Annotated in this window: 16 protein-coding genes; 3 read left to right on the top strand and 13 right to left on the bottom strand. The window is 66.8% G+C overall.

The features are described from left to right. Positions 1–53: 53 nt before the first annotated feature. Entirely contained in the window at positions 54–677 is a 624-nt protein-coding gene (locus tag BR78_RS0118030) for a DNA-3-methyladenine glycosylase family protein (RefSeq protein WP_029937277.1), read from the top strand. 165 nt (positions 678–842) lie between these two features. Here the strand turns inward: BR78_RS0118030 and BR78_RS0118025 are convergent, their stop codons facing one another. The 6 genes from BR78_RS0118025 to BR78_RS0118000 form a co-directional block, all read right to left on the bottom strand. Beyond that, on the bottom strand, positions 843–1,736 hold the full coding sequence (locus BR78_RS0118025) for an ROK family protein (RefSeq protein ID WP_029724047.1): 894 nt from the start codon (positions 1,734–1,736) through the stop codon (positions 843–845). Between the two features lie 95 nt (positions 1,737–1,831). Next, positions 1,832–4,984 (bottom strand): TonB-dependent receptor, encoded by a 3,153-nt coding sequence (locus BR78_RS0118020; protein ID WP_037567030.1) that lies wholly within the window; start codon positions 4,982–4,984, stop codon positions 1,832–1,834. A 449-nt stretch (positions 4,985–5,433) separates the two neighbouring features. Beyond that, positions 5,434–6,672, bottom strand: coding sequence for a cytochrome P450 (locus BR78_RS0118015; RefSeq protein ID WP_051683406.1), 1,239 nt, complete (start codon positions 6,670–6,672; stop codon positions 5,434–5,436). Next, a complete protein-coding gene (locus BR78_RS0118010; RefSeq protein WP_156022371.1) occupies positions 6,669–8,279 on the bottom strand; it encodes a Dyp-type peroxidase in 1,611 nt (536 codons plus the stop codon). Before BR78_RS0118010 ends, BR78_RS0118015 begins: the two co-directional genes overlap by 4 nt. Beyond that, a complete protein-coding gene (locus tag BR78_RS0118005) occupies positions 8,261–9,886 on the bottom strand; it encodes a hypothetical protein (RefSeq protein WP_025560373.1) in 1,626 nt (541 codons plus the stop codon). The genes BR78_RS0118010 and BR78_RS0118005 overlap by 19 nt, the downstream gene beginning before the upstream one ends. Before the next feature lie 313 nt (positions 9,887–10,199). After that, the gene (locus BR78_RS0118000) at positions 10,200–13,268 is read right to left on the bottom strand and encodes a TonB-dependent receptor domain-containing protein (protein WP_025560372.1); all 3,069 of its coding nucleotides are present in this window, start codon (positions 13,266–13,268) and stop codon (positions 10,200–10,202) included. A gap of 248 nt (positions 13,269–13,516) precedes the next feature. On the opposite strand from BR78_RS0118000, the gene BR78_RS0117995 reads away from it, so the two are divergent. Together BR78_RS0117995 and BR78_RS0117990 are read left to right on the top strand one after the other, a co-directional pair. Continuing rightward, on the top strand, positions 13,517–15,079 hold the full coding sequence (locus BR78_RS0117995; protein WP_025560371.1) for a hypothetical protein: 1,563 nt from the start codon (positions 13,517–13,519) through the stop codon (positions 15,077–15,079). Next, complete coding sequence (locus BR78_RS0117990) at positions 15,076–16,086, top strand: serine hydrolase domain-containing protein (RefSeq protein ID WP_025560370.1); 1,011 nt, start codon at positions 15,076–15,078, stop codon at positions 16,084–16,086. Before BR78_RS0117995 ends, BR78_RS0117990 begins: the two co-directional genes overlap by 4 nt. Before the next feature lie 154 nt (positions 16,087–16,240). Here BR78_RS0117990 and BR78_RS22030 read toward each other — a convergent pair whose 3' ends face one another. From BR78_RS22030 to BR78_RS0117955, 7 genes are all read right to left on the bottom strand, one after another. Continuing rightward, entirely contained in the window at positions 16,241–16,567 is a 327-nt protein-coding gene (locus BR78_RS22030) for a ribosomal protein L7/L12 (RefSeq protein ID WP_029725216.1), read from the bottom strand. A 9-nt stretch (positions 16,568–16,576) separates the two neighbouring features. Next, the gene (dacB, locus tag BR78_RS0117980; RefSeq protein ID WP_025560369.1) at positions 16,577–18,010 is read right to left on the bottom strand and encodes a D-alanyl-D-alanine carboxypeptidase/D-alanyl-D-alanine endopeptidase; all 1,434 of its coding nucleotides are present in this window, start codon (positions 18,008–18,010) and stop codon (positions 16,577–16,579) included. A gap of 105 nt (positions 18,011–18,115) precedes the next feature. Continuing rightward, positions 18,116–19,360, bottom strand: coding sequence for a dicarboxylate/amino acid:cation symporter (locus BR78_RS0117975; protein WP_331280256.1), 1,245 nt, complete (start codon positions 19,358–19,360; stop codon positions 18,116–18,118). 157 nt (positions 19,361–19,517) lie between these two features. Then, entirely contained in the window at positions 19,518–21,074 is a 1,557-nt protein-coding gene (locus tag BR78_RS0117970) for an N-acyl-D-amino-acid deacylase family protein (protein WP_025560367.1), read from the bottom strand. Next, positions 21,071–22,060 (bottom strand): N-acetyl-D-Glu racemase DgcA, encoded by a 990-nt coding sequence (gene dgcA / locus BR78_RS0117965; RefSeq protein WP_025560366.1) that lies wholly within the window; start codon positions 22,058–22,060, stop codon positions 21,071–21,073. The genes BR78_RS0117970 and dgcA overlap by 4 nt, the downstream gene beginning before the upstream one ends. Further along, entirely contained in the window at positions 22,018–23,052 is a 1,035-nt protein-coding gene (gene dgcN, locus BR78_RS0117960; RefSeq protein ID WP_025560365.1) for an N-acetyltransferase DgcN, read from the bottom strand. The genes dgcA and dgcN overlap by 43 nt, the downstream gene beginning before the upstream one ends. 322 nt (positions 23,053–23,374) lie before the next feature. Continuing rightward, entirely contained in the window at positions 23,375–24,259 is an 885-nt protein-coding gene (locus BR78_RS0117955) for a LysR family transcriptional regulator (RefSeq protein ID WP_025560364.1), read from the bottom strand. Positions 24,260–24,287: the final 28 nt, after the last annotated feature.

Raw genomic sequence — 24,287 nt, 5'->3', positions numbered from 1 at the left:
TTGGCCGGCCGTTCCCATGCCGCCTTCGTCCCCTCGTTTCAAGGATGCCGGCCATGGGCCTGAGCGAAACCCAGATCCGAAACTCGATCGATGCGCTGGCCAAGGTCGAGCCCGCCTTCGCCACGGCACTGGCGCGTGCCGGCTATCCGGCCCCGCGCCTGCGCGATCGCGGCTACGAGACGCTGCTCCGCACGATCGTCGGCCAGCAGGTCAGCGTCGCCGCGGCGCAATCGATCTGGAACAAGCTCGCGGCGGGGCTCGGCGACCTCACCGATCCGAATACGGTGGCGCGCGCTTCGGACGAGATTCTGCGCGCCGCCGGGCTTTCGCGCCAGAAAGTGAGCTATGCCCGCAGCCTCGCCGAAGAAGTGACGAGCGGCCGGCTCGACCTCGCCAATCTGCCCGCCGACGACGAGGAAGCGATCGCCGCGCTCACCCGGATCAAGGGCATCGGCCGCTGGTCCGCCGAAATCTATCTGCTCTTCGCCGAAGGCCGTCCCGACATCTGGCCCGCGGGCGACCTTGCGGTGCAGATCGAGATCGGCCGCATCCTCGGCCATCCCGAGCGCCCGTCGGAGAAGTTGTTGCGCGAATGGTCGGCGCCGTGGAGCCCGCACCGCGGCGCGGCGGCGATCTTCGCGTGGCACCATTACAAGATCGACATGGATGTGATCTGATGTGAAGCAGCCACTTTCTAATCCTCCGCCAGGGGGACGTGGCGCCGAAGGCGACGGAGGGGGAGGTAAGCGATCAACTGGCCGCTGTGCTTCCTCCCCCGTCAGGCTGCGCCTGACACCTCCCCCTGGCGGAGGGAGGATTGTAAACGGACAAGCCGAGCCGCTTCAAACGCCGATCGCGCCCAGCCCCACCGCCAGCGCCCCCAGCGGCCCCGCCATCGCGCCAAGCCCCGGCGGGCCGAGCCGCGCATCCAGTTCCCCGGCATAACCCGCTAGCGAGCCATAGCCGCCAAGGCTCTCCGCCAGCCGCGCACGCAGCCGCGGGAACAGGTGCTCGCGCGCCACGATCACGCCCCCGCCGATCGCGATCCGCTCGGGCGCGGCTACGGTGACGAGGTTGTGGAGCAGTCCGCCCAGATCGTGGACGAACAAATCCCATTCGGGCCCGTCATGCGGCAATTCCTTGCCCGGGCAACCGAAGCGCTCGGCGAGCGCGGGGCCCGAGATCAATCCCTCGACGCAATCGCCGTGAAAGCGGCACCAGCCGGGATAGGTGTCGCCGGCCGCGCGCGGCACGCGCATGTGCCCGGCCTCGCCATGCGCCACGCCCTGCACCGGTCGGCCGCCGGCGACCAGCCCGACGCCGACGCCGGTGCCGATGGTGAGATAGGCATGCGTCGCCAGCCCCTGCGCCGCGCCCCAACGCCCTTCGGCCAGCGCGGCGCCGTTGACGTCGGTCTGGAAGCCGATCGGCCTTGCATAGCGCCGCTCGAGCCGCCGGACGAGATCGGTCCCGGTCCAGCCGGGCTTAGTGGTTGCGGTGACTGCGCCATAGTCGACGGCACCGGTGTCAAGTTGCAGCGGCCCGAAGCTGGCGATTCCGATCGCGTCGAATTCCCAGCCGTCGAGCACGGCCTCGATCGCCGCCAGCGTCGTTGCCGGGTCGGTCGTCGGGATCAGTTTCTGCGTCCGCACGTCGCCCGGGCCGGTGCCGAGCAACGCGATGCATTTGGTGCCGCCGAGTTCTATTCCGGCGATTAGCGGTGCGGTTGAAGTCATGGTCCTTCCGGTAGCTCAGTCGAAACCCGGGGGAAAGCGAGCAGCAAAAAGGCCGCCCGAAGGCGGCCAGTTTGCGGACAGAAGCGACCGCGCCCCTAGAACCGGCCGCGGAGCCCGATCATCACCTGGCGGCCGGGCTCGTAGAGCGTGAAGGCCGAGTTCTCGAACTGGAAGTAGCTGCGCTGCTTCTCCTTGGTGAGGTTGATCACGTCGAGCGTGAGCTGCGGCGCCCATTTCAGGTCGAACAGCTCGGCGAAGTCGACGCTCGCGGTCATATCGAACTGCTGGTAATCGTCCGAATAGAGCCGCGCGAGCCCGATGCCGTTCTGGTTCACGTCCGACGAGACCGAGCCGCGCTGGAAGGTGGTCGACAGCCGCACGCTCAACCCGCCTCGTTCATAATAGCCGGTGATGTTGTACGTCACCGGCGCCACGCCGACCGCCACTGCGGGCGCCGCGCCCGAACCGGTCTGGTCGATCAGCGTCAGGTTCGCGTTGAAGCCGAAGCCGTTGAGCCCGAGATAGCGCCCGAGCAGGAAATCGAGCGGCTGCACCCAGGTGACTTCGAGCCCGTTGACCTTGAGCGTGCCCGACGCGTTAACTTGCTGCTGCTGGCTGATCGTCGCGCTGCCCGGGCCGCCGCGGGAATTGATCGCCGCCTGCTGCGTCGGCGACAGCGTGTCATAGGTGATCCCGAACGGCGCCAGCGACGCGAACGGCACGGTGGTCGTACTGTTGACGGTGAAGCCGGTCAGCGCCTTGCGGAACGCCGTGAAGCCGACATAGCCTTCCTTGCCGGTATAATATTCGAAGCCTAGGTCCAGATTGGTCGAGAGATAGGGATCGAGCGACGGATTGCCGATCGTCGCGGCGTCGGCCGAGGGCGACGAGAAATTGAGGCCGGGCAGCATCGTATTGGGGTTCGGCCGAGTCATCGTCCGCGACGCGGCCGCACGCACCACGGCATTCTCGGTAATGTGGAAGGCCGCGCTCGCCGAGGGCAGCCAATTGTCGTAATCCGAGTCGGTGTAGATGAAGTTGACCACGTTCGGATAGCATGAGCCGTCGCGCGGATTGCCGGTTCCCGGGCAGGTGTTCGGCAGCGGACCGGCGCCGTCGGGATCGGTGCCGTTGCGCGGATCGGGCACCGTCACGCGCCCGCCGATCTGCTGCTTGGTCCGCACATAGCGCAGGCCGGCATTATATTGGATGTTGCCTCCGGCCAGCGGACTGTCGCCGTTGATCTCGGCATAGAAACCGAGCGTCTTCTCGCGGACATAGCCGCCGCTGGCGCCGGTGTTCGAGCCGCCGGATTCGGGCGCGCTGTCGTGGAAGGCGTCATAGTTGGACGCGGCCTTGAAGCGATCCCAGTCGACCGTCACGAAGCCGCTCGACGTGGGCCGCAGGAAGCCGGGCAGCTGGGCGTTCGATATCAGCGAGCCGGCATAGGTCACCGGGCCCGTCTGCCCAGCCGTGAAGCCGGTGCCGAAGGCCGGATAGGTCGGGTAGCCAGTGGGCGCCGCGCCCGGCTGAACCAGTCCGTTGCACGGCGGCTGGGTGTTGGGGCTGGGCAGAAACACGCTCGGGCGATTGCCGCAGACCGCGTTCTGCCAGGCCTGGCTGTTGTCGAAGCCGCGGATCGAACGCGAGACGTCGTCATAGGCTGCGCCGACCTTGAGGTTCAGCCGCGCATCGCCCCAGGTGAGATTGCCGCGGATGCCCTTGGTCTCGGTCTTGCGTCGCTCGTCCTGGATGTTCACGCGGCCGCCGGGCCAGCCGAAACTGGCCGGATTGTTCAAGTCGATATTGGTGCTGATCGTGGGTATGTCGCCGCCGCTGTTGTCGTAGGTCACCGTCACGCCCGAACTCGCGGGGGTGATCGCAACGACGCTCGGCGATTCGCGGTGGAATTCGCTCTTGGTGTAATTGCCCTGCACGTCGAGCTTCAGCCTGTCGGTGATGGCGAAGTCGAAGCCGGGATTCACGCCCCAGAACTTCACCGTCTCCAGGAACGGGCGATACTCGAGGAAGAACTGCGCATTGGCATAAGTTCCGCCGGTCACCACGCAGCCCGCCGTGCAATCGGTGCGGTCATAAGTGGTGTTGAGGGGGATCATCGCTCCGTTGCGCCCGACCCAGTTCATGTCGACACGCTCGAGCTGGTTGTCCTTCCAGCCGTACATGCCGTCGACATAAGCGTGGAAATTCTCGCCCTTATATTCGAGGCTGGCGATCGCGTTGATCCGCTCCTTGGTGCCTTCCTCGAACATCGGCCGGCCGAGCCGCGGAATGATGCCGTTGTCGATCTGCGAGATCGTCGCGCCGGGATTGCGCGCGAGCAGGAATGCCTGGTCGATCGTCGTCCCGGTCGTCAGCCCGTTGCCGGCATTGGCGGGCACCGTCGCGGGGATCGTCCAGTTGCCGCCGCCGGTGGGGTTGCAGCCGGTGGCCGCGCCGCACTGCGCCGCGGAGAGATTGGGATTGGTCCAGCCGATCGTCTCGAAGCCGGTGGTGCGCACTTCATTGTGCACCCCCGCGACGCCGAGCAATATGCCGAAATCGCCCATCGTCGTGCTGGCGAGCAGCGATCCGCGATAGCCCCATTTGTCGCTGTTGGTGTTCTTGGTGAGCTGCCCGCCATAAGTGACGTGGGTGCCCGGATTGTCGAACGGACGGGCGCTGCGCATGTTGACGGTGCCCGCGGCGCCGCCCTCGATCATGCTCGCCTTGCCGCTCTTGTCGACCGTCAGCGACGTGAACAATTCCGTCGGAAACAGATCGAGATCGACTTCGCGATTGGTGTTCTGCGAATCGGTCCGCCCGGTCGACGCCACCGCCACCGGCGCACCGTTGAGGAGCACTTTGGTGAAGTTGGTGCCGAGCCCGCGGATCGCGATGCTCAGGCCCTCACCGGTCACTTCGCGGCTGATCGTCACGCCGGGGATGCGGTTGAAGCTCTCGGCGATGTTGGTGTCGGGGAATTTGCCGATGTCCTCGGCGAAGATCGTGTCGGTGAAGCCGGTCGATTCCTTCTTCGCCCGGGTCGAGCTCTCGAGGCTGGCGCGATAGCCGCTGACGACGATCTCGTCCTCGGGGTTCGCCGGCCCCTCTTCAACGGTCGCGGGCGGGGTCTGCGGATCGGCGGGCGCGGTCTGCGCCAGCGCGGGCCAGGCGGTTCCGGCAAGCAGGATCGCGGCGAGCGCGGCGGTACCGCGCACAGAGGAACCACGTGCAATTCGAGCGTCCATATCCCCTCCAAAGGCCTCTGCCGGGCCGCGTTCGCCACATCGATGAAGCCGATGTTAGCGGTCACATAGGGCTATGCCTCGTCTTGAGGACTGTCAACTCATACATTTGCGCGCGGATGTTTTTGGTTATCCGACAATGATTTACCGCTTCCGCGGCAACCGCGAGGCGCGCAATGGCAGCCGCGCGCCGTCCATCGGACGCGCGCGCCGCTAACATTTCCGAATCATGTCCGAACACGGCGGCGCGAGACTCGCGCCGGCGCTAGTGAGAACCTAAACAAGCTATTGATAAATTTCAGTCATCCCGGCCTTGAGCCGGGATCCCGCTTCTTCTGCCCATTCCGCCCGTACCTGAATGCAGCGGGACCCCGGCTCAAGCCTGTCCTGAGCGCCTGCCTTGCAGGCAGTCGAAGGGGCCGGGGTGACGAAGATTGATATGAGTCCTCAACCTACCCGTAGGTGACGACCAGACGCGCGGCGAACGGGCCGTTCTTGCTCAATTTGCCCTCGCGTCCCGGCGCGCGTCGCAGATTGGGCTGCTTGAGCAGCGGCTTGAGCATCAGGTGCAGTGTCGCGCGGTTGATGTGCCGCCCGAAGCATTCGTGCAGCCCGAAACCGAAATGCATATAGTCGCTCGCCGGCCGATCGGGATTGAACAGCTTGGGATTGGCGACCCGGCGCGAATCCATCATCGCCGAGGCGAAGGCGGCGAGCACCTGTGCGCCAGCCGGGATCGTCGTCGCGTGCGACGTGCCCTTGCCGAGCGTCCAGTCCGTCAGCGCCACGCGCGGCAGGCCCGGCGCAAGCGGATCGAACCGCATCGCCTCGAGCACATAGCGCGCGAGGCGATCGTCATCGTCGGCCCTCGCCGCGGCCTGCGCCTCGGCGAGGACTTTGGGCCGGCGGAGCAATTGTTCCATCGCCTGCGGCACCACCATCGGCGGCTGCGGTGGCCCCCCGACGATGAACCCCATCAGCGAAGTGCGGATGAAATCGTCGGTATAGGCGGCGTCGCCCTTGGCCTGCAGCGCGAGGCAGCGCGACAGCACGTCGTCCTTGCCTGGATCGATGCGGCGGCGTGCGATCTCGTTCTGGATGTGCATGCGCAGCGCCGGGGCGATCTCGTCGACTTCCTTGCGGAGGGCCGGATCGTTGCCCTGATCGACGAACTGGAACTCGAACAGGCGCGTCCCCCAGACACGCAGGTCGCCGCCCGACGGATCGGGCACGCCCAGATAATCGCCCAGCATCGTGAAGGTCACGCGCCGCACCAGCGTATCGACCACATCGATCTTGCCGCTCGCCTTCGCGACGATCTGCGCGGCCAGCGCCTCGGTCTGCGCCGCCAGCTTCGGCAGATCGTCGGGCCGCACCACTTTGCGCATCGCATCGGTGTCGTGGCGATATTGGACGGTATCCGCCATGCCGAGGAAGAAGGGCTGGTCGCCCATGATCACGTCGAGATGCGGCTTGTAGATCACGCCGAACGCCGGATCGGTGGCGAACACTTCGCGGACATCGTCGTAGCGCGAAGTGAGATAATTGTTCTTGCCCAGCTTGATCACCGGCTTGAACCGCCGGAGCAGCCCGAAAAAGATCGGCGCCAGCGCCAATGCCTTGCTCTGCATCCATCCCTTGAGCCCCTTCGGGGCAGGGCGGAGCACGTCGCGGGAAGTGAGCGCGCTCATAGCGAAGCCAGGTAGCGAAGCGCCGGAATGCTCGGCAGGAAGAAATATTCGCCGCCCGCCATCTTCACGAACGTGTCGACCTCGATGATCCGCCGCAGCGGCTCCTCGGGAATGGTCAGCATCCCCTTGGGCCCGAGCAGGGGATCGACCTCGTCGTAGAGGAAGGCGAAGTTCTGGTTGAGCATCCAGGTCTGCTGGACGAATTCGAACTGGCGGGTGATGTCGGTGTTGAGGCAGATGAACAGCAGGCCCCGATTGGCGCCGTCGTCCTTGAGCGGATCGGCGATATCGGGCCCGTATTTGCGTCCACGCCGCAGGATGCGGTGGTTGTTCGACGCGTCGAGCAGGGTCTGCTTGTCGCTCGGCTTGGGCGCGAGCCCGTCGCGCGGATTGCCGCGGCGGACATGGCTCCCCAGCGGGCAGCCATGGCCGAGCCGATCGCGATCGTAGAACAGGAAATCATTGTCCGGCTGGTTGTACTTGTCGACCGGAAGCACGCCGGCCGGGCACAGCAGATTGCCGTTGAGATCGCGGCCGATCACGCGGCTGGCGATCCATTCGGCGTCGATATGCGCCGAATGCTCGGGATCGCGCCGGTTGATCCGTTCCGCCCCGGCGTGCATCGACTCCCAGAATTTGGTTACGTCCTGCTTGAGCTCGCGCACCACCATATAGCTGCCGTCGAGCCCGAGATCGAGGAAGCCCTCGCCGCGCGGATGCGGCGGCAGCCCGGCGGCGCGGCCCTCCTCCGAATCGACCACGACCGGCCCGAGCGCGATCTCATGATGCCCGTTCTCATGCCCCATCAGCACTTCGCCGAGCGGCACGCCGTTCCACGGGTCCTTGGGATAGTCAGCCCCACCCTTCACGATCACCGTCCCCGGCTCGAACGGTGCGGGCTGCGACACGCCGTCGGCAAAGCCGAAATGCTCGCGCGCGATCCCGCGTTCGTCGGGGCGAAGGTCGAGCGGCAGGCCGTGGACGATCTTCACGCCGAACGGCTCCAGCGCATCGCCCACCGTCTTGCACCAGGCCTCCGCGTTTTCCTCGTCCTGGTCGTAAAGCAGCAGCAGCGCATGCACCGTGATCGGCGTGGCGATGCGCGCTTCGGTCACCTTTTCCTCGTCGTCGAACGCGCGCGCCTCGTCATCGACCGCGGCGTCGTCGAGCGGGGTGTTGCCGCTCCATTTCGGCCCGCCGGGGATCACCGTCTCGAGCCACTTGTCCTCGCGCCTGTCGCCGAGACGGCGCAGCCGGTCTTCCTGGAACATGCCTTCCTTGAACGGCCGGTCGAACGAGGCGAGCGCATTGGGGGACAGCCCCATCTTGCGCATCCCTTCCCAGGTGAGGCCCAGCCCGGCCGAGCGCTCCTCGCGCCCATCGGCATCGCTGATCGGCGCCACCGCGTGCAGCGCCTGCAGCCAGGCGCCGCCCGCCTTCTTCTTCGCAACGCCCTTCCAGTCGAATTTCAGGAACAATGCGCGGCCGGTGGGCAGCGACGCGAAACCGCTCACCACCATGCCCTGGGCCAATTTGTCGTGCGGCGGCGCGAGCCGCCAGCTCGGCGGGCCCTTTTGCGGCGCGGCGCTCACAGGTCGTTGATCCACAAAGCGGCGTCCTTGTCCGAGAGTGCTGTCTTGCGTAAGCCCATCGCGATGCGGAAATTCCGCTCGATCTGCTCGGCGGTGAGATCCTTATAGGCCGAGTACCAGAAGCGGCTGACCGTCATCGAATGGCGCGCCCATTCCTTGAACTGGCGGCCATGGCTCGCGCCGTCCTTCACGAGGAACCGGGTCGGCGGGAAGCCCACGCCGCAGCACCATGCCAGCGTGAGCCCGGCATGCGCCTTCTCGATGAAATCATCGAGATAGCTCTCCCAGGTCTGGTCGAAGTTCGAGAAGAACATGAGGCGCGACTTGTTGTTGACCATCGCCCAATGCGCGAAATGGATCGTGCGCATCGAGCCGAGATAGCCGCTCCGCGCCTGGATCCGCAGCACGAGCCCCAGCCCGCGATGCCCCGCGCGGATCAGGATCATGCGCAGGGCGCCGGGCTTGATCAGCACCAGCGATCCCATGTGGTTCTGCGGAATCCAGTCCTCGCGCCGCGCCATTTCGCGCAGCATCTTGGGATCGACCGGCGGCGCGTCCTGCGAAGCGTCGCGCCGCTCGAGCACGCGCAGCCACAGCACGATGATCGCCACCGTCACCGGCGCGCTCGCCAGTCCCCAGAGCAACCAGGTGATCATCCCATGCCAAGCCGCATCGAAGTTTCGTGCGGTGAGCAGCATCGACACCGGCGTGCCGATCGCCACCGCGACCACCAGATAGCCCAGCACGAACAAGGCGAGCGGGATCAGCTGGCTGAAGAAGAATTTGAGGAAGCTGAACCGGCTCGCGACCTCGGTGCCGGGCAGCGCGACGCCGATCCGCCTGAGCATCAGCGCGATGCCGACGAACACCACCGCCAGCAGGATCAGATAGCGATCCCATGGCATCGCCAGGCTGATGAACAGTCCGGGCACCGACAGCACGAACACTGCCGCGACGATGAAGACGATCAGCCGCACCCAATCACCGATATTCTCGGCGAGCGGGATGCGCGCCGGCGCGGGTTGGTCGAGCCAGCCGAAATCGGGGAGCAACGTGCTGCGCAGCTTCGCATGGATCTGCGCCGGCCGGAGCACGCGATAGGGGTTGGGCCCGTCGACATTGGCGGAGCGCAGCTCGACGCGCGTCGCCTCGAACAATTTGTGCTCGGCGAGGATGCGATCGCGCGTCATCCCGCGATTGCCGTGATGGAATACGGTCGGCGTCAGCGAGCGGCGCTCGAGATAAGGCGCGATCGGCGCGCGCGAGTCAGGCGCGGTGATCGACGTGAACAGCGGCCCGTCATTGTCGAGCGGGCATTTGCAGCAGCGCAGCATCGCGCGCAGGTCCGGGCCGATCGCCGATTCGAGCTGCGCCCAGAACGATCCTGCCGGTCCGTCGAAATTGGCCTCGATCACGAACAGTGGATCGTAATCGAAGCCGGGAAACACGCTGAGCGACATGAAGTGCAGCGCGGGCACCCGCGTCAGGAAATCGGCGAACGGACCCTCGCCCCCGGACGGGTTCGTACTGCGTTTCGCACGCAATTTGTCGAGCAGCGACGACAGATGATCATAGCTCTCGGGCTTTACCTCGAGCGCCACGGACAAAGTGGTTTGCCGCATGCACGTCCCCCCAAAACGCGCGGCTACCGCCCCTGGCAAATCCGCGAGTCGCGCAGGAATGTCCCACAGCGAAACACACAAAGATAGGACAGAACCGACTTGCGGCCATCTACACGCAAAGATCGCCCAAGACACGATCTTCATGAAATCAAATACTTAGCCTTTAAGACTCAAAACAATCGAGGCTAGCGGGCCAGTAACCACCACGCGCGTCCATCCGAAGGTCGTATCAAGAAACATCCTCGCCGCCCGCGCGTGGAAAGGGGCCGCGGCGGAAATCTCGCCGCGACCCCTCGCCTCCCCCCAAGCCGGTTCAGAACTTGACTTCGACGCCCATCGTGAAGCTGCGCCCGCGCGGATCGGCGACGCGCGGTTCCCACGAGCCGCCGGCGCCGGTGTTGCCGTCATAGGTGATCGCGAAAGGCGGATCGGTGTCGAACAGATTTCGCACGCCCGCCGTCAGCTTGAAGTTCGGCGAAAGCCCTGTGTAGCTCATCGACAGATTGTAGACGATATAGTCCTTCACGAACGCATTGTATCCGGGCCGCGTGACCGTCCCCGCCGCGATGCCCGGCAGCGCGCCGTTCTTGTAGCCCTTGCGGAAGATCTGGCTCAGCGAGAGGCTGACATCGTCGTTCGAATAGCTGACGAACGCATTGTGCTTCCAGCGCACGCCCAGATCGCCGGCGAAGCTGAACACCCCGATCAGGCTCGGGCCATATTGCGCGGTCGGCGTCAGCTTCTCGCGCTTCTTGAGCAGCAGCGTGCCGTCCAGCCCCGCCGAGACGCGGCTGCCCCCGCCGAACTCATGCCCCGCGCGCAGCGACACTTCCAGGCCCTGCGTGCGCCGCGAACCGGCGTTGATCCAGCGCTGGTCGATGCCGAGGACCACATTGGTCGTGGGATCACGAAGAAAGCGCTCCGGAAACAGCGAAGCATTGTCGATCAACTGGCGCAGCGTGAGCGTCTGGATCGTGTTGTCGACGTTGATCATCCACCAGTCGAGCGAGGCGCTGAACAGCGGTGCCGGCTGGATGACCACACCGGCACTGAGCTGCTTCGCTGTCTCGGGCCCCAGTTCGCGATTGCCGCCGGTATAGATTTCCGGGCGGATCTGGGCGCAAGGCTGGCCGCTGCCGACCGTGCTGGTGGGCACGCCACCCGGGCACAGGACCGGATCGGCGAGGTCGCTGCCCGCATAGGTCGCCTCGGTGATGCCGTTGAAGATCTGGTTGAACGACGGCACGCGGAAGCCGGTATTGTACGAGCCGCGGAACATGATCTGGTCGATCGGGCGGAACTTGACCGAGACCTTCGGATTGGTCGTCGATCCGAACCCGGTATATTCGTCGATGCGCACCGCGCCGGTGACTTCGAAGCCGGGGAACAACGGCACCAGCACTTCGGCATAGGCCGCCTTCACGGTGCGGTTCTTCGGGGTCAGCGCATTGATGTTGTCGAACGCCGCGAGGAAGATCACCGGCGCCGTCGCCGCAGCGGCTTCCGAACCGTTGAACGAATAGGTCTCTTTGCGCACGTCGAGGCCCGCCGCCATCTGGATGTCGCCGCCCCAGATCGGGAACAGCGAGCCCGACACCGAAACGTCGAACTGCTTCACTTCATACTGGCCGCCATACAAGGTCGCGCCATAAGCCGAGACCGATTCCAGCGCGGCCAGGCCCTCGGGAGTCTGGGCCGTACTGAACGGATTGATCAGGCCGCTGTTCATCAAGCCCACCAGGCCGCGGGCGACCTGGCCGTTGATCGGCGCGGCGCCGGCTACGGCCGGGGCATTGGGATCGAAATCGCCATTGCTGAAGGTGCCGCGATAATAATAGCCGGTGCCGAGCACCGACGAGGACTCGCTCTTCGCGTAGGACGCGCCCGCGCGATAATCCCAGTCGCCGACCCCGAACATCGGCCCCTCGACGCCGAACGCGGCGCGGATGGTCTTGGTGTTGGTCACATATTCGCGCGTGCCGCAGGCGATGCACCGCCAGCGATACGCGATCGGCCGGCCGTAGCGGCCGTCGAGTGCCGCCGCCTGCGCCGGGAAGGCCGCGCGGATCGCGTTGAACACGCTGTTATAGGTCGCCGCGGTCAGGCTGTTGAGCGGATAGGCGATCGCGAGATTGGTCGTGTTCGCCGTGAGCTGCGCATTCGAGAAGCGCTTGGCCGAAGTCGCGTCCGAGCCCGTGATCTCGAACGACATCTGATGCCCTTCGCCCAAATTCACCACGCCGCGACCATAATAGGTCAGCGTGTTGATCGGCTGCTGGAGCACCGCGGCGCGGCCGGTGTCCCAGGCGCAGGCATAATAAGCCGTGGGTGCGTTCCACAGCGCCTCGTCATAGGGCAGACCGCCGTCCATCGACCCGCAACCGGCCCCGCCGGGAAGGTCGAGGATGTTGATGCCGCCCGCGGCCGCGTTCGCGCCGTTGGGCGCGACCAGGTTCAGCCCGGTGAGCAGTGTGCCGCCGGCGGTGATGCTGTTCGGCCGGGTGTTGGCGCCGATGTTGAACGCCGTCGCAATCGGCGTGCCGCGCGTGTCGATCGAGAGCCCGCGCTCGGGCTGGTAGCCGTTGACGAAGGGGCGGTCCTCGCCGCGCAGCGCCCGGTTCCAGCTATAGGCCACCGCGCCCATCACGTTGAAGCCGTCTTCGTCGAGATCGCCATAGCCGGCGATGCCCGAGAGCCGATAGATGTTGCCGCCGCCCGCTTCGGTCACATCGGTGAAGGCGTTGAAGCCGAGCCCCTGATAATCCTTGCGGGTGATGAAGTTGATCACGCCGCCCACCGCGTCGGTGCCGTAGATCGCCGAGGCGCCGTCCTTGAGCACTTCGACGCGCTCGATCGCCGCGAACGGGATCTGGTTGACGTCGACCGCGCCGCCGGTGAGGCCGTGCGCGGCGACGCGGCGTCCGTTGAGCAATACCAGCGTCGCGGCGCTGCCCTGCCCGCGCAAATTCGCCGCCGAAAGCCCGTTGGTGCCGCGCTGGGCGCCGCTGGTCACGTCGGCATTCGAGGCGAGGTTGTCCGCGCCGGTGCCGTTGGTGCTCAGGAACATGATCAGCTGCTCGGGGCTGCTGATGCCGTTGCGCTGGATTTCCTGCGTCGTGATGATCTGCAGCGGCAGCGCCGAATTGTTCGGATCCTGCCGGATACGCGAACCGGTGACGAGGATCTCGTTGTTGCGGCCGCCCGGTTCCTGCTCGGCGGTCTGGTCGGCATCCGAAACCGGCAGCGCCGCGCCGGTGGGCGTCGCCGCCTCGGGAGTCGACTGCTTGGTGGTCGTCTGCGCGAAGGCCGGTACCGCCCCCGCAAGCGCGGCGAACGCCGTTCCCGAAACAAGAAAAATCTTGAACGACGTGATGCCAGCCATTTGATTTTGCCCCCATTGTTCCGCCTGCCCACGGCGGAACCGAGACATTAAGTAACAAGAATGTTGCGCCGCGCCATAGTTTCTGTTCGCACAACCATAGCCGCAAGGCATGTTGCGCCGGGATCGTGGTGCGCACGCAACACCATCGCCATTGACTGCCGCAGAGCTGCGGGCGAGCTTGGTCTCGAGCTGTTTCCGGGGACGCAAGATGACGCAACATCAGCTGCAACATCGATCGGTCGCGCCGCTTGGCTGAGGCGGTCGCGGCCGACGCGCACGGCATTCCCCGCGGCTTCCCGCGCATGGCGCTCTACGTGCTGCTCGGCTTCTCGGCCGGGTTGCCCTTCTACATGTTCTCGACCGTGCTCAGCGTGCGGCTCGCCGATCACGGCGTGGTGCTCGCGGTCATCGGCTTCTTCGCCTGGGTGCAGCTTCTCCCCACCTTCAAATTCCTCTGGGCACCGCTGCTCGACAGATACGACGTCCCCGGCTTCGCGCGCTTCTTCGGCAAGAGGCGCGGCTGGATCATGTTGTCGCAACTCGGCGTCTTCACCTCGATGGTGGCGATGGCGGTGTTCTCGGACGATGCCAGCCTGCCGCGCACCGCATTGTTCGCGGTGCTGCTCGCTTTCTGGACGACCACGCTCGAAGTCGCTGCCGACGCCTGGCGCATCGAACTGGCGCCGACTCCCGAGGAGCAGGGTCCGGTAGCGGCCTCGAATCTTTGGGGTTATCGCACCGCGATGGTCGCGGCGGGAAGCGGCGCCCTGCTCTTCGCCGATGCCGCGGGCAGCATCTCGGCCTCGCTGCGCAGCTTCGGGATCGAGCCGGGCTGGACCGCTTCCTATCTGCTGATCGCGGCGGGCGCCGCCGTGCCGCTGCCGATCCTCGCCTTGCTGCCGCGCGCACCCGGATGCGGCGGCGGACGCGCGGTCTCGCTCGCCACCGGGCTGGCCGCATCGGCCGCGATCCTGCTTGCCCTCGCGGTCGCCACCGCGGCGGTCGGCTGGGTGATCCTCGGCGCGGCTTCCGGCATCGGCATCAGCGCCGACACCAACGTGCTCCCCTGGGTGCTCGGCATCGCAATGCTGCCCTTCGTGCTCCTCGCCGTCGCGCTCCCCTGGATTCGCGATGCCGCACCCGATTCCCCGATCCGCGCCTCCACCGCGGTCGGGCCCTATGCCGATTTCTTCTGGCGCTATGGCTATATGGCGATCGCCATCCTCGCCTTCGTCTCGGTCTATCGGATGGGTGACGTGCTCGCGCTCAACCTGTCCAAGCCGATGATCCTCGACCTCGGCTACTCCAAGACCCAGATCGGCTGGGCCGACGGGCTGGTCGCGCTCGGATCGAGCATCGTCGGCGTCGGGCTGGGCGGCTGGATGGTCACCCGCTGGCGCTGGGGCGTGACGCTCAGCATCGGCGCGGTCTTCGCGGCGCTCGGTAATTTCGGCTTCGTCTGGCTCGCGCACCAGCCGCTGGACCAGAACACCCTCTATATCGCCACCGCCGCCGACCAGTTCGGCAACGGCATGGCGGGCGCGGTGTTCGTCGTCTATCTCTCGATGCTGGTGAACCCGCGTTTTCCGGGCGCGCAATATGCCTTCCTGTCAGGCTTCGCCTTCCTGCTCGCGCGACTGCTGTCGGGCGCCGGCGGCACTGCGGTGACGTGGCTCGACAAGGCCGGCTTCAACGGCTTCGACATGTTCTTCCTCGCCTCTGGCGTGATCAGCCTGGCCGCCTTGCTGTTCCTGCCGCTGCTCGCCAATGCCAGGCCGCGCCCCGACGATCGCGAGCCCGTCACGACATGATCGACACCGCCTTCGCTCCCGCCGCCGCCGCGATCGCCGACAGGCGCATCCCCGGTGCAACGCTGGGTGTGGTCGCGGCCGATGGCCGTCGCTGGGTCCGCCATGCGGGCAAGGCCGCGCTGGTGCCCGAGCCCGAGGACCTGACCGAGGATCACTGGTTCGACCTCGCCTCGGTCTCGAAGGTGATCGCCACCACGACGATGATCCTGCGCCTCGCCGACGAAGGACGGCTCGATCTCGACGCCCCCCTGACCACCGCGATCCCCGATCTCCGCCAATACGACGTCGCCAACGCCCCCGAACGCAGACTCACCTTCCGCGACTGCCTCGCCCACCGCAGCTTCTTTCCCGCGGTCGAGCCGATCTACACCTATGGCGACGATCCCGCGCGCCTCCGCGCCTTCGTCCTGCAGCGCGAGTGGCGCCACGGCCCGCCGGTCTATTCGGACATAAACTTCATCCTGCTCGGCATCGCGATCGAGCGGATCACCGGCCGGCCGCTCGGCGCGTGGGAGCTGGGCCAGGGCGTTAGCTTCGGCCCGCCCCCCGGTCCCGCCGTCGCCACCGAGCATTGCGCCTGGCGCGGCCGCGTGCTGGCAGGCGAAGTCCATGACGAAAACTGCTTCGCGATGGGCGGCCAGACCGGCCATGCCGGGCTGTTCGGCACGGTCGCCGGCGTGCTCGACTTCGCCCGCGGGCTTCTGGACGGAAGCGGCGCGAGCCCCGCTATGCTCGAAGCGATCCGCACGCCCCAATATGGGCACCGCACCTGCGGTTGGGAACGCAAGTTCGCCGGCTGGTCGGGAGGCCAGGCATGCTCGGACGAGACGATCGGCCATACCGGCTTCACCGGCACCGGCCTGTGGGTCGATTTCGATCGCGGTCTCGCCTGGACCCTGCTCACCAACCGCGTCCACCCCACCCGGCATTTCGACAGCGGCATTTTCCAGCTGCGGCCCGAGACGGGCGACGCCGTCATCGCGGCATGGGACGGGCAAGAAGGCTAGAGACGGCTTCGGCGCGTTTGAATCTGTTCCCCGGCGAAGGCCGGGGCCCAGTCGCGAGTCACCGTCGAGGGCGGGATGCCTTCTCCAATTTGTCGAAACTGGGCCCCCGCCTTCGTCGGGGAACACAAATGCTTCAACGCAGCCAGATCAATCTTTAAGGGGCCCGCCGCTCCATCGCCTCGACAAGATCCTTCGTTTCCTTCAGCCCGAGAAGCGTCGCGTCGCGCGCGATCTTGATCGCCTGGATCTTGCGGCCGGCGGCCAACTCTGCGCGAACCTGCTGCTCGACTTCGGGCGACAATGTGCCGGCCGGAAGTCCCGCCGACGGAAGCGCTGCGGTCGGCACCGGCCTCGTGCCGCGATGGACGGGCGGCACACCCCCCATCAGCGGATCGCGCCTTCGCCCCCCGCGCGCGGCCATGGCGATCAGCGCAAGGATCAGGAGGCCGAGGGCGATCAGGATGGGAAGCGGGACGAACATCGGCCCAGCCTAGTTTGCCTCCGCCACTAGTACCAGCGCCGCGTCGATGAACTTCGTCGCGCTCGCGTCGGCGGGCACGTCGTTGGCGAAGGACGCGAAGGTCAGCATCTTCCCGCTCTTCGCGATCAGATAGCCCGACAGCGCATTGGTCGCGTTGATCGTCCCCGTCTTGGCGAAGACCTTGCCCTCCAGCAGCGTCCCCTTGAACCGCCGCGACAGCGTCCCGTCGACGCCGCCGATCGGCAGCGTCGCGCGCCACGCCGCGCCCCAGGGCTGGGCTGAAATCCAGCGGAGCATCTGCACCGTCCCGCGCGGCGCTGCGCGGTTGTAGGTCGACATGCCCGAACCGTCGGACAGGTCCCAGGCGGTGCGCGGCACCCCCGCCGTATCGAGCATCGCGCGAACCTCGACCATCCCGTCGGCGATCGATCCGCCGCCGCGCTTCAGGCCCACCCGCCGCAGCAGCAGTTCGGCGTGGAGGTTCTGGCTGACCTTGTTGATGAACACGATATCCTCGGCCAGCGGCGGCGGAACCAGCTTCGCCAGCGGCGCCTGTGCCGGCGGACGCGCTGGCGGAGCATTGCCGCGCACCGCTGGATCGTCGCTCGGCATCAGCGGACGATGTCGCGCCGCATTGCTCCCGGTTACTTCGACGTCGCGCGCCTTGAGCAGGGTTTCGAAGCGCCACGCGGCGTAATGCGCCGGATCGTCGATCCCGACGCGCTGCGTCTCGGGCGTGGCGTCCGCGCCGATCGTACCGGTGATCCGCAGCGGCGTGCCGTTGGGCGCGCGATCGTAACCGAGCCGGTTCTCCGACCCGGCCACCGTCACTGCGCGATTCTCAATGGCATAATAATCGATCGGCGCCGTCACCCTGGGCGGCGCACCGATCGCACCCGGCGTCACCTCGATCACCAGTTCGTTGTCGTCGAGCGTAAGCGCCGAAATGCCCGTGCCGTAGCGGCTGGGAATGTTGTTCCAGCTCATCCCCGGACTCCAGCGCTGGTCGGGGAACGCCGTGTCGTCGCCGACGACGTTGCGCACCTGCCTGGTCTTCGCCGCTACCGCGTCGGCCAGCGTCGCGAGGCAATCCACCTTGCAGTCCGCCGCGCTGGAGAGCCGCGCATCGCCATGCCCTTCGAGGATGACGTCCTGTCCCTCGATGCGCACCGCCGCGCCGCCCGCCGTGTCGGGCCGGTCGAGCCCGACCAGCGAGGCATAGGCCGCGGCGGTGGTGAACATCTTGGTGTTCGACGCCGGCATGAACCGCCCGTCGGGATTGACCGCGACGATCTCCTTGCCGTCCGCGTCCGTCACCACCAGCCCGAAGCGCGTGCCGGTCGGCGCCTCGCCGAGCTTCGCCTCGACGCGCTGCTGCAGGCTCTGCTGCGCGAGCGCGGGCGTGGCGACGAGGAGGAGCGGAAGCAGCAGCGATCGTTTCATGTGCGAAAGCCTAATACGAAACCGCGCCCGGGCAACCGTCCAGCGCGAAGCAGGGCATAACCGCCGGGCATCGCATCCACCTCCCACACTGAGCGAGAGGGGGATTCAGGCGTCGTCCCTCGCCCGATAGACTTCCTCGTCCAGTTCGCCTTCCCAGCGCGCCACGGTCGTCGCCACCACGAGGTTCGCGCTCGCGCTCGGCACCGTGCGGGTCATGTCGAGCAGCCGGTCGAACGGCAGCACGAAACCGACCACCAGGGCGGTCTGTTCGGGCGGTACGCCCACCGCCGAAAGCACCGCCGCGAGCATGAACAGCGACGCCGACGGCACCGGCGCCGTCCCGAACGCGGCAAGCGCGCCGGTCAGCAGCACCATGCCATAGACCTGCGGCGTCAGCGGGGTGCCGAAGGCCTGCAATGCGAACATCGAGAGCAGTCCGACATACATCGCCGTGCCGTCCTTGCCGATGCTCGCGCCCAGCGGCAGCACCGTCGAGAAGACCGGCCGCGCCACGCCCAGATTCTTCTCCGCCACCCGCATCGCCACCGGCAAGGTGGCCGAGCTCGACGCGGTCGAGAAGGCGACGACGAGCGCATCGATGATCCCGCGGAAGAAGGGCAGCAGCGGCAGCCTGGCGAGCAGCCTGAGGATCAGGCTGTGCACCACGACTATCTGGATCAGGCTGCCCAGCACCACCGCCAGCGCCAGCCAGCCGACATTGACGAACACCGCCGCGCCGTTCGCCGCCACTGCGTTCGCGATCAGCGCGAACACGCCGAAGGGAGTCGCCTCCATGACGATCCCGACGACCTTGAGCAGCACCGCCGACGTCGATTGCAGAAGCGAAGCGAAGGGCTTGCCCGGCTCGCCCGCCACCACGGTGCCCACGCCCACCAGGATCGCGACGAAGATCAACGCAAGCATGTCGCCCTTGGCGAGCGCCTCGAAGATGTTGAGCGGCACGATCCCGATGAGCTGCTGGTACGGCGTCACCGGCTCGCCCAGCGCGTGCGGCGCCGCATTGCCCAGCGCCGCGCCAACCCCCGGCTGCACCAGAGTGGCGACCAGCATCCCCACCGAGACGGCGATCGCCGTGGTCAGCGCGAACAAGCCGACCGTCCGTCCGCCAAGCCCGCCGAGCCGCTTGGGATCGGCCAGCGCAGTGATTCCCGCCGCGATCGTCACCAGCACGATCGGCGCCACGAGCATCCGGATCGCACGGACGAACAGATCGCCCATGAACTGGACGTACGGCGTGCCCTGCGGCCAGACCAACGCGAAGACGAGCCCGAGCGCCAGCGCCCCGAGCACGCGCTTCCACAGCGCGATGCCGAACCAGCGCCTCAGCATGGAAATCCACGCTCTTTACCGTCACCCCCGCGAAAGCGGGGGCCCATCTCGTGTTCCCTCCAGGCAGTACGACGGCTGTGGTGCCTGCCGCGCCGGCAGGAGATGGGCCCCCGCTTTCGCGGGGGTGACGGCTGAAGAGATCGGCACGCCGGGTCCATCACCTGCACGTCCCCGTCGGCCGATGCGCCAGCGCGCGTCCCGCGGCCTTGCCCGTCAGCGCGCCGTTGTCGACCGCGACCACGCCGTTCACCACCACCGTCCGCACGCCCTGCGCGGTCAGCTTGGGCTGCTCGTACGTGGCCCGCGCGGCATAGGTCTCGGGATCGAACACCACCAGATCGGCGAACGCCCCGGCGCGCAGATGTCCGCGTCCCGCCAGTCCGAAGGTATCGGCAGTCAGCGCCGAACTCCGCTCGACGAACTGGCGCAGCGTGATCGCGTGCTCCGCCTTCGTGTATTTCGCATATTTCCGCGCGAAGCTGCCATAGACCCGCGGATGCCCGCCCGATGCGTCCGAGCTGGTCATCACCCAGGGCTGCTGCATGAACCTGGTGATGTCGGCCTCGCTCTGGTTGAACGAGACCACACCCGGATCGCCGATGCGGATCACCGTGATCGCCGCGCGTACCGGGTCCTGCCCCAGCTCCTTCGCGACATCGGCCAGCGTGCGATTGGCGTATTTGCCCTCGACGATCAGCAATTTGTCCGCCCCGCCGCGCTTCCGCAGATTCTCGACGGTCCCGCTGCGCAGTTTCTCCGCCAGCGCGGGATCGTCGAAGCGCTTGAGCAAGGCCGGACGTCCACCGTCCTGCGCCCAGAGCGGCATCAGCGACGCGACCAGGCTCGTGCCGCTCGCCGACCAGGGATATTGGTCCGCGGTCACTTTCTGCCCCGCGCGACGCGCCGCCTCGATCCTGGCGATGATCGCCGGTGCCTGGCCCTGCACGTCGACGCCGAGCGCCTTGATATGCGCGATATGCGAAGGAAGCCCGCCCTGCTTGCCGATCGCGATCGCCTCGTCGATCGCCGCGACGAGCCCGACGGTGTAGGAGGATTCGTCGCGGATATGGCTGTCATAGACGCCGCCGCGCTTCCCCGCCTCGCGCGCGAGCGCCACCACTTCTTCGGTCTTGGCGAAGCTCTGCGGCGCATAGAACAGCCCGGTCGAAAACCCCAGCGCACCCTCGCACATCGCGTTCGCCACCAGCTTTTTCATCTGCGCCAGCTCGGCGTCGGTCGGCGCCCGATCGGCTTCGCCCACGACCTGTTCGCGCACCGCGCCGAAGCCGACATAGGCAGCGTAGTTGATCCCCACCGGCTTGCCCGCGGCGCTGCCCAGCACTTTGCCGACATCCGGGCTGCCACCGCCGTCATTACCGATGAATGCCGTGGTCACGCCCTGCAGCAGGAAGGCGGGCACCAGCCGCTTCGCCGCGTCGTCCGACGTCAGATCCCCGCCCATATGCGTATGCGGATCGATGAAGCCCGGCGCGACGATCATGCCCTTGGCGTCGATCGTGCGCGCGGCGACGACGTCGGCGTGGCGGCTCACCGACACGATCCTGTCGCCCGTGATCGCCACGTCGCCGACGAAAGGTTCGGCCGAACCCGTATAGATCGTGCCGCCGCGGATCAGCAGGTCGACCTTGCGCGGAGCCGGCGATGCCGCCCCCAGGGACAGAGCCGCGATTCCGATCAGCAGCGCGACCTTCATGCTGTTCCCCAAAATCCTCGCTGCGGCGGCCAGAGCCAGCCGGCCTCGTCGCGCACGCCGCCGGCACGATCCTCCATGAGCCAGATCGGACCGTCAAGGTCGACGAAATCCGACATCCGCGCCACGTGCAGCGCCGGTGCGATCGACAGCGACGAGCTGATCATGCAGCCGGTCATCAGCCCCAGCCCGCGCGCCCGCGCCGCCTCGGCCAGCGCCAGCGCCTCGGTCAGCCCGCCCGTTTTGTCGAGCTTGACGTTGACCACCTGATAGCGCCGCGCGACCACGTCGAGATCGGCGGCGACATGGACCGATTCATCGGCGCAGATCGGCACGTCCGGAGTGAACGCCTCCAGCCATTCGTCTGCACCCGCGGGTACCGGCTGCTCGAGCAAATCGACCTTCAGCACCACCAATAGGATCTGCATCGCCCGCACCAGTTGCTGGTCCCAGCTCTCGTTTGGATCGACGATCAGCTTGGCGTTCGGCGCGGCGTTGCGCACCGCGCGGATCTGCGCGTCGGGGATCGTCGCGTCGACCTTGACCTTGATCAGCGGCGCATCGGCGATCTTGCTCGCCGCGACCGCCATCGCCATCGGCGTGTCGATGCCGATCGTCAGTGCGCTGACCAGCCTGCCCGGTTCAGGCGCGCCGATCTTTGCGGCGACGCTGCGTCCGCCCAGCCGCGCCTCGAGGTCCCACAAGGCGCAATCCACGGCGTTGCGCGCCGCGCCGGGGCCAAGCAGGTCCAGCAATTGCACTCGGTCGGCGCCGCCTTCGATGGCGCCGCGCACATCGTCGATCGCGGCGAGCGCGCTCTCGATGCTCTCGCCGTAGCGCGCATAAGGCACGCCTTCGCCGCGCCCGACCACGCCTCCCTGCTCCAGCTCCACCGTAATCACCTCCGCCTGCGTCTTGACGCCGCGGGAGATCCGGAACGGGTGGCTCAGCGGGAAGCTGTCGTGCTGCGCGCGGAGGGTACGGGACATAGCAGTTGATCCAGGATCGCATCGACACCGAACGCGATCGGATCGGTGCAGGGCAGGCCGTATTTGTCTTCGAGCCGCGCACATAGCGCCCGGGCTTCCGCCACGTCCATCGCCGAAGTGTTGAGGCAGATGCCCACCATCCGGACGTCGGGGCTGGTCAGCCGTGCGACCGTCAGGTTCATCTCGATGCACTCGCCCAGCTCGGGCAGCGCGCGGCCGGGAATGCCCCGCATGTGGAGCCGATTGGGATCGTGGCACATCACCAGCGCTTCGGCCTGCGCGCCGTGGAGCAGGCCGGTCGAGACTCCGGCGAAGCTCGGGTGGAACAGCGAACCCTGGCCTTCGATCAGGTCCCAGCCGTCATCGTCGCGCGCCGGAGCGAGCTGCTCGATCCCGCCTGAGATGAAGTCGGCGACCACGGCATCGATCGGCACGCCGCCGCCGGCGATCAGGATTCCGGTCTGGCCGGTCGCGCGGAAATCGGCCTTGAGCCCGCGCGCCTGCATGCCCTGGGTCAGCGCCAGCGTGGTGTACATCTTGCCGACCGAGCAATCGGTGCCCACCGTCAGCAGCCGGCGCCCGGCGCGCGCATATCCGTTGCCGACCTTGAGGTTCGCGGGCGGATCGCGCACGTCGAACAGCTGGAGCCCCTTCGCCTTCGCCAGCGCCGCCAGCCGCGGCTCGTCGCGCAGCCGCTGGTGAAGCCCCGAGGCGACGTTCATCCCCGCCTCGAGCGCCGCCGCGGCATCGTCGACAAGGTCGCGCCCCAGCGTCCCGCCGGAGTTTGCGATGCCCAGAACCAGCGTCTTCGCGCCCGCCGCCGCACCCTCGGCGATCGTCATGCGAGGGATATGGAGAGTCAGCGGGCAATCATCATACCGAAACTCCCCAACGCAATCCTGTGGGCGGAAGGCCGCCAGCCCGCGCGAGGTCTTGATGCCGACGGCATCGGTGCTGTGGCCGAGATAGAGCAAATAGGGAGCAGGGATCATCACGGCCCTTCCGTATCGCGCGTGCCCAAAAGTCTGCGCATAACGTCTGCGGCGCCCGGCATAGCCCGTCGTTATGGCCCTTTATGTCGCCTCTCACCCGTTCGTGCCGAGTAGAGGCCGAGTAGCCGCGCAGGGGCGTATCGAGATGTGCGGGTCGGATCGCGCCCCGCGCGATCCTGAACCGTGCGGGGCACGGTTCACCCGCGCATTATCGAGGCATAGTTGGACCTGCACAACCTGTCCTTCGATGCGCAGTCTCGATCCGGAGCTTCGCTCCTACTCGACGGCTACTCAGGACGAACGGACATGCGATCATCGTACCTTACGCGACGTCGATCACGCTCCGCAGCGTCTTGAGGAAATCGGTCGCGAGCGCAGTGAGCGGCCGATTGTGCAGGTACATCGCATGAACGCCGAAGGTGATCGGCGGTTTCAGCGGCCGCATCGCCAGCCCCGGCGCGAGCGAGGCCTGCGCCGTGAAACTGTCGACCACGGTCATCCCCACGCCCTGCTGCACGAGTGCCGCGGCGATATAGAAGGTCCGCGCTAGGATCACCTCGTCGAGGACGATGCCCTGCCGCTGGACCTCCTGCGTGAAGAGCTGTCCCATCGGGCCGCTGGTCGCGAGGCTGATGAAGCGATGCCCTTTGAGGCAGGTCATGTCGCAGCGCGGCGGCGCATCGGGCATGTCCTGCTCGCGATAGAACACCACCAATTCGCCTTCGCCCAGCGGCTTGTGGTCGATCGGCGCCGCGGGAGGCACTTCATAGGCGATGGCGATGTCGGTCTCGCGTTCGAACAATTTCCGCAGCAGATCGTCGTGGTGCACAGTCTGCAGGTCGAACTTGACGTTCTCGTGCGTCTTCAGGAACAGTGCCACCGCCGTGGGCAGCGCCTGCAGCGCCAGGCTCGGCAGTGCCGAAACCCGAAGCATGCCCCCCGCCCCGCGCCGCAGATTCTTGCCCGCCTCGCGCAGCGCATAAACGCGGTCCTGGATCTCCGAGACTTCAGTGAAAAGGGTATGCGCATCCTCGGTCGGCACCAGCCGGCCGTTGGTCCGCTGGAAGAGCTGGAAGCCGAGCAAGGATTCCGCATGCCGCAGCATCTTCGACACCGAGGGTTGCGACACGTTGAGCGCGCGCGCCGCGCCGCTGACCGAGCCGTTCACATAGACGGCGTGGAAGATCTCGATATGCCGTAAGTTCATGGGTCCGAAGAGTATCGCGATTTGCGAA

Origin of the sequence: Sphingomonas sp. UNC305MFCol5.2 (assembly GCF_000712135.1) — a bacterium.
Lineage (GTDB): Bacteria > Pseudomonadota > Alphaproteobacteria > Sphingomonadales > Sphingomonadaceae > Sphingomonas.
This window is presented reverse-complemented; position numbering and strand designations above follow the sequence as displayed.

What these genes read in the sequence shown, in the direction of transcription:
- BR78_RS0118020 (WP_037567030.1), bottom strand. Translation starts at nt 4,984, where the DNA reads ATGGACGCTCGAATTGCACGTGGTTCCTCTGTGCGCGGTACCGCCGCG.
- BR78_RS0118000 (WP_025560372.1), bottom strand. Translation starts at nt 13,268, where the DNA reads ATGGCTGGCATCACGTCGTTCAAGATTTTTCTTGTTTCGGGAACGGCG.
- BR78_RS0117975 (WP_331280256.1), bottom strand. Translation starts at nt 19,360, where the DNA reads ATGCTGAGGCGCTGGTTCGGCATCGCGCTGTGGAAGCGCGTGCTCGGG.
- dgcA (WP_025560366.1), bottom strand. Translation starts at nt 22,060, where the DNA reads ATGTCCCGTACCCTCCGCGCGCAGCACGACAGCTTCCCGCTGAGCCAC.
- dgcN (WP_025560365.1), bottom strand. Translation starts at nt 23,052, where the DNA reads ATGATCCCTGCTCCCTATTTGCTCTATCTCGGCCACAGCACCGATGCC.
- BR78_RS22030 (WP_029725216.1), bottom strand. Translation starts at nt 16,567, where the DNA reads ATGTTCGTCCCGCTTCCCATCCTGATCGCCCTCGGCCTCCTGATCCTT.
- BR78_RS0117970 (WP_025560367.1), bottom strand. Translation starts at nt 21,074, where the DNA reads ATGAAGGTCGCGCTGCTGATCGGAATCGCGGCTCTGTCCCTGGGGGCG.
- BR78_RS0118005 (WP_025560373.1), bottom strand. Translation starts at nt 9,886, where the DNA reads ATGCGGCAAACCACTTTGTCCGTGGCGCTCGAGGTAAAGCCCGAGAGC.
- BR78_RS0118030 (WP_029937277.1), top strand. Translation starts at nt 54, where the DNA reads ATGGGCCTGAGCGAAACCCAGATCCGAAACTCGATCGATGCGCTGGCC.
- BR78_RS0117955 (WP_025560364.1), bottom strand. Translation starts at nt 24,259, where the DNA reads ATGAACTTACGGCATATCGAGATCTTCCACGCCGTCTATGTGAACGGC.
- BR78_RS0117990 (WP_025560370.1), top strand. Translation starts at nt 15,076, where the DNA reads ATGATCGACACCGCCTTCGCTCCCGCCGCCGCCGCGATCGCCGACAGG.
- BR78_RS0118025 (WP_029724047.1), bottom strand. Translation starts at nt 1,736, where the DNA reads ATGACTTCAACCGCACCGCTAATCGCCGGAATAGAACTCGGCGGCACC.
- dacB (WP_025560369.1), bottom strand. Translation starts at nt 18,010, where the DNA reads ATGAAACGATCGCTGCTGCTTCCGCTCCTCCTCGTCGCCACGCCCGCG.
- BR78_RS0118015 (WP_051683406.1), bottom strand. Translation starts at nt 6,672, where the DNA reads ATGAGCGCGCTCACTTCCCGCGACGTGCTCCGCCCTGCCCCGAAGGGG.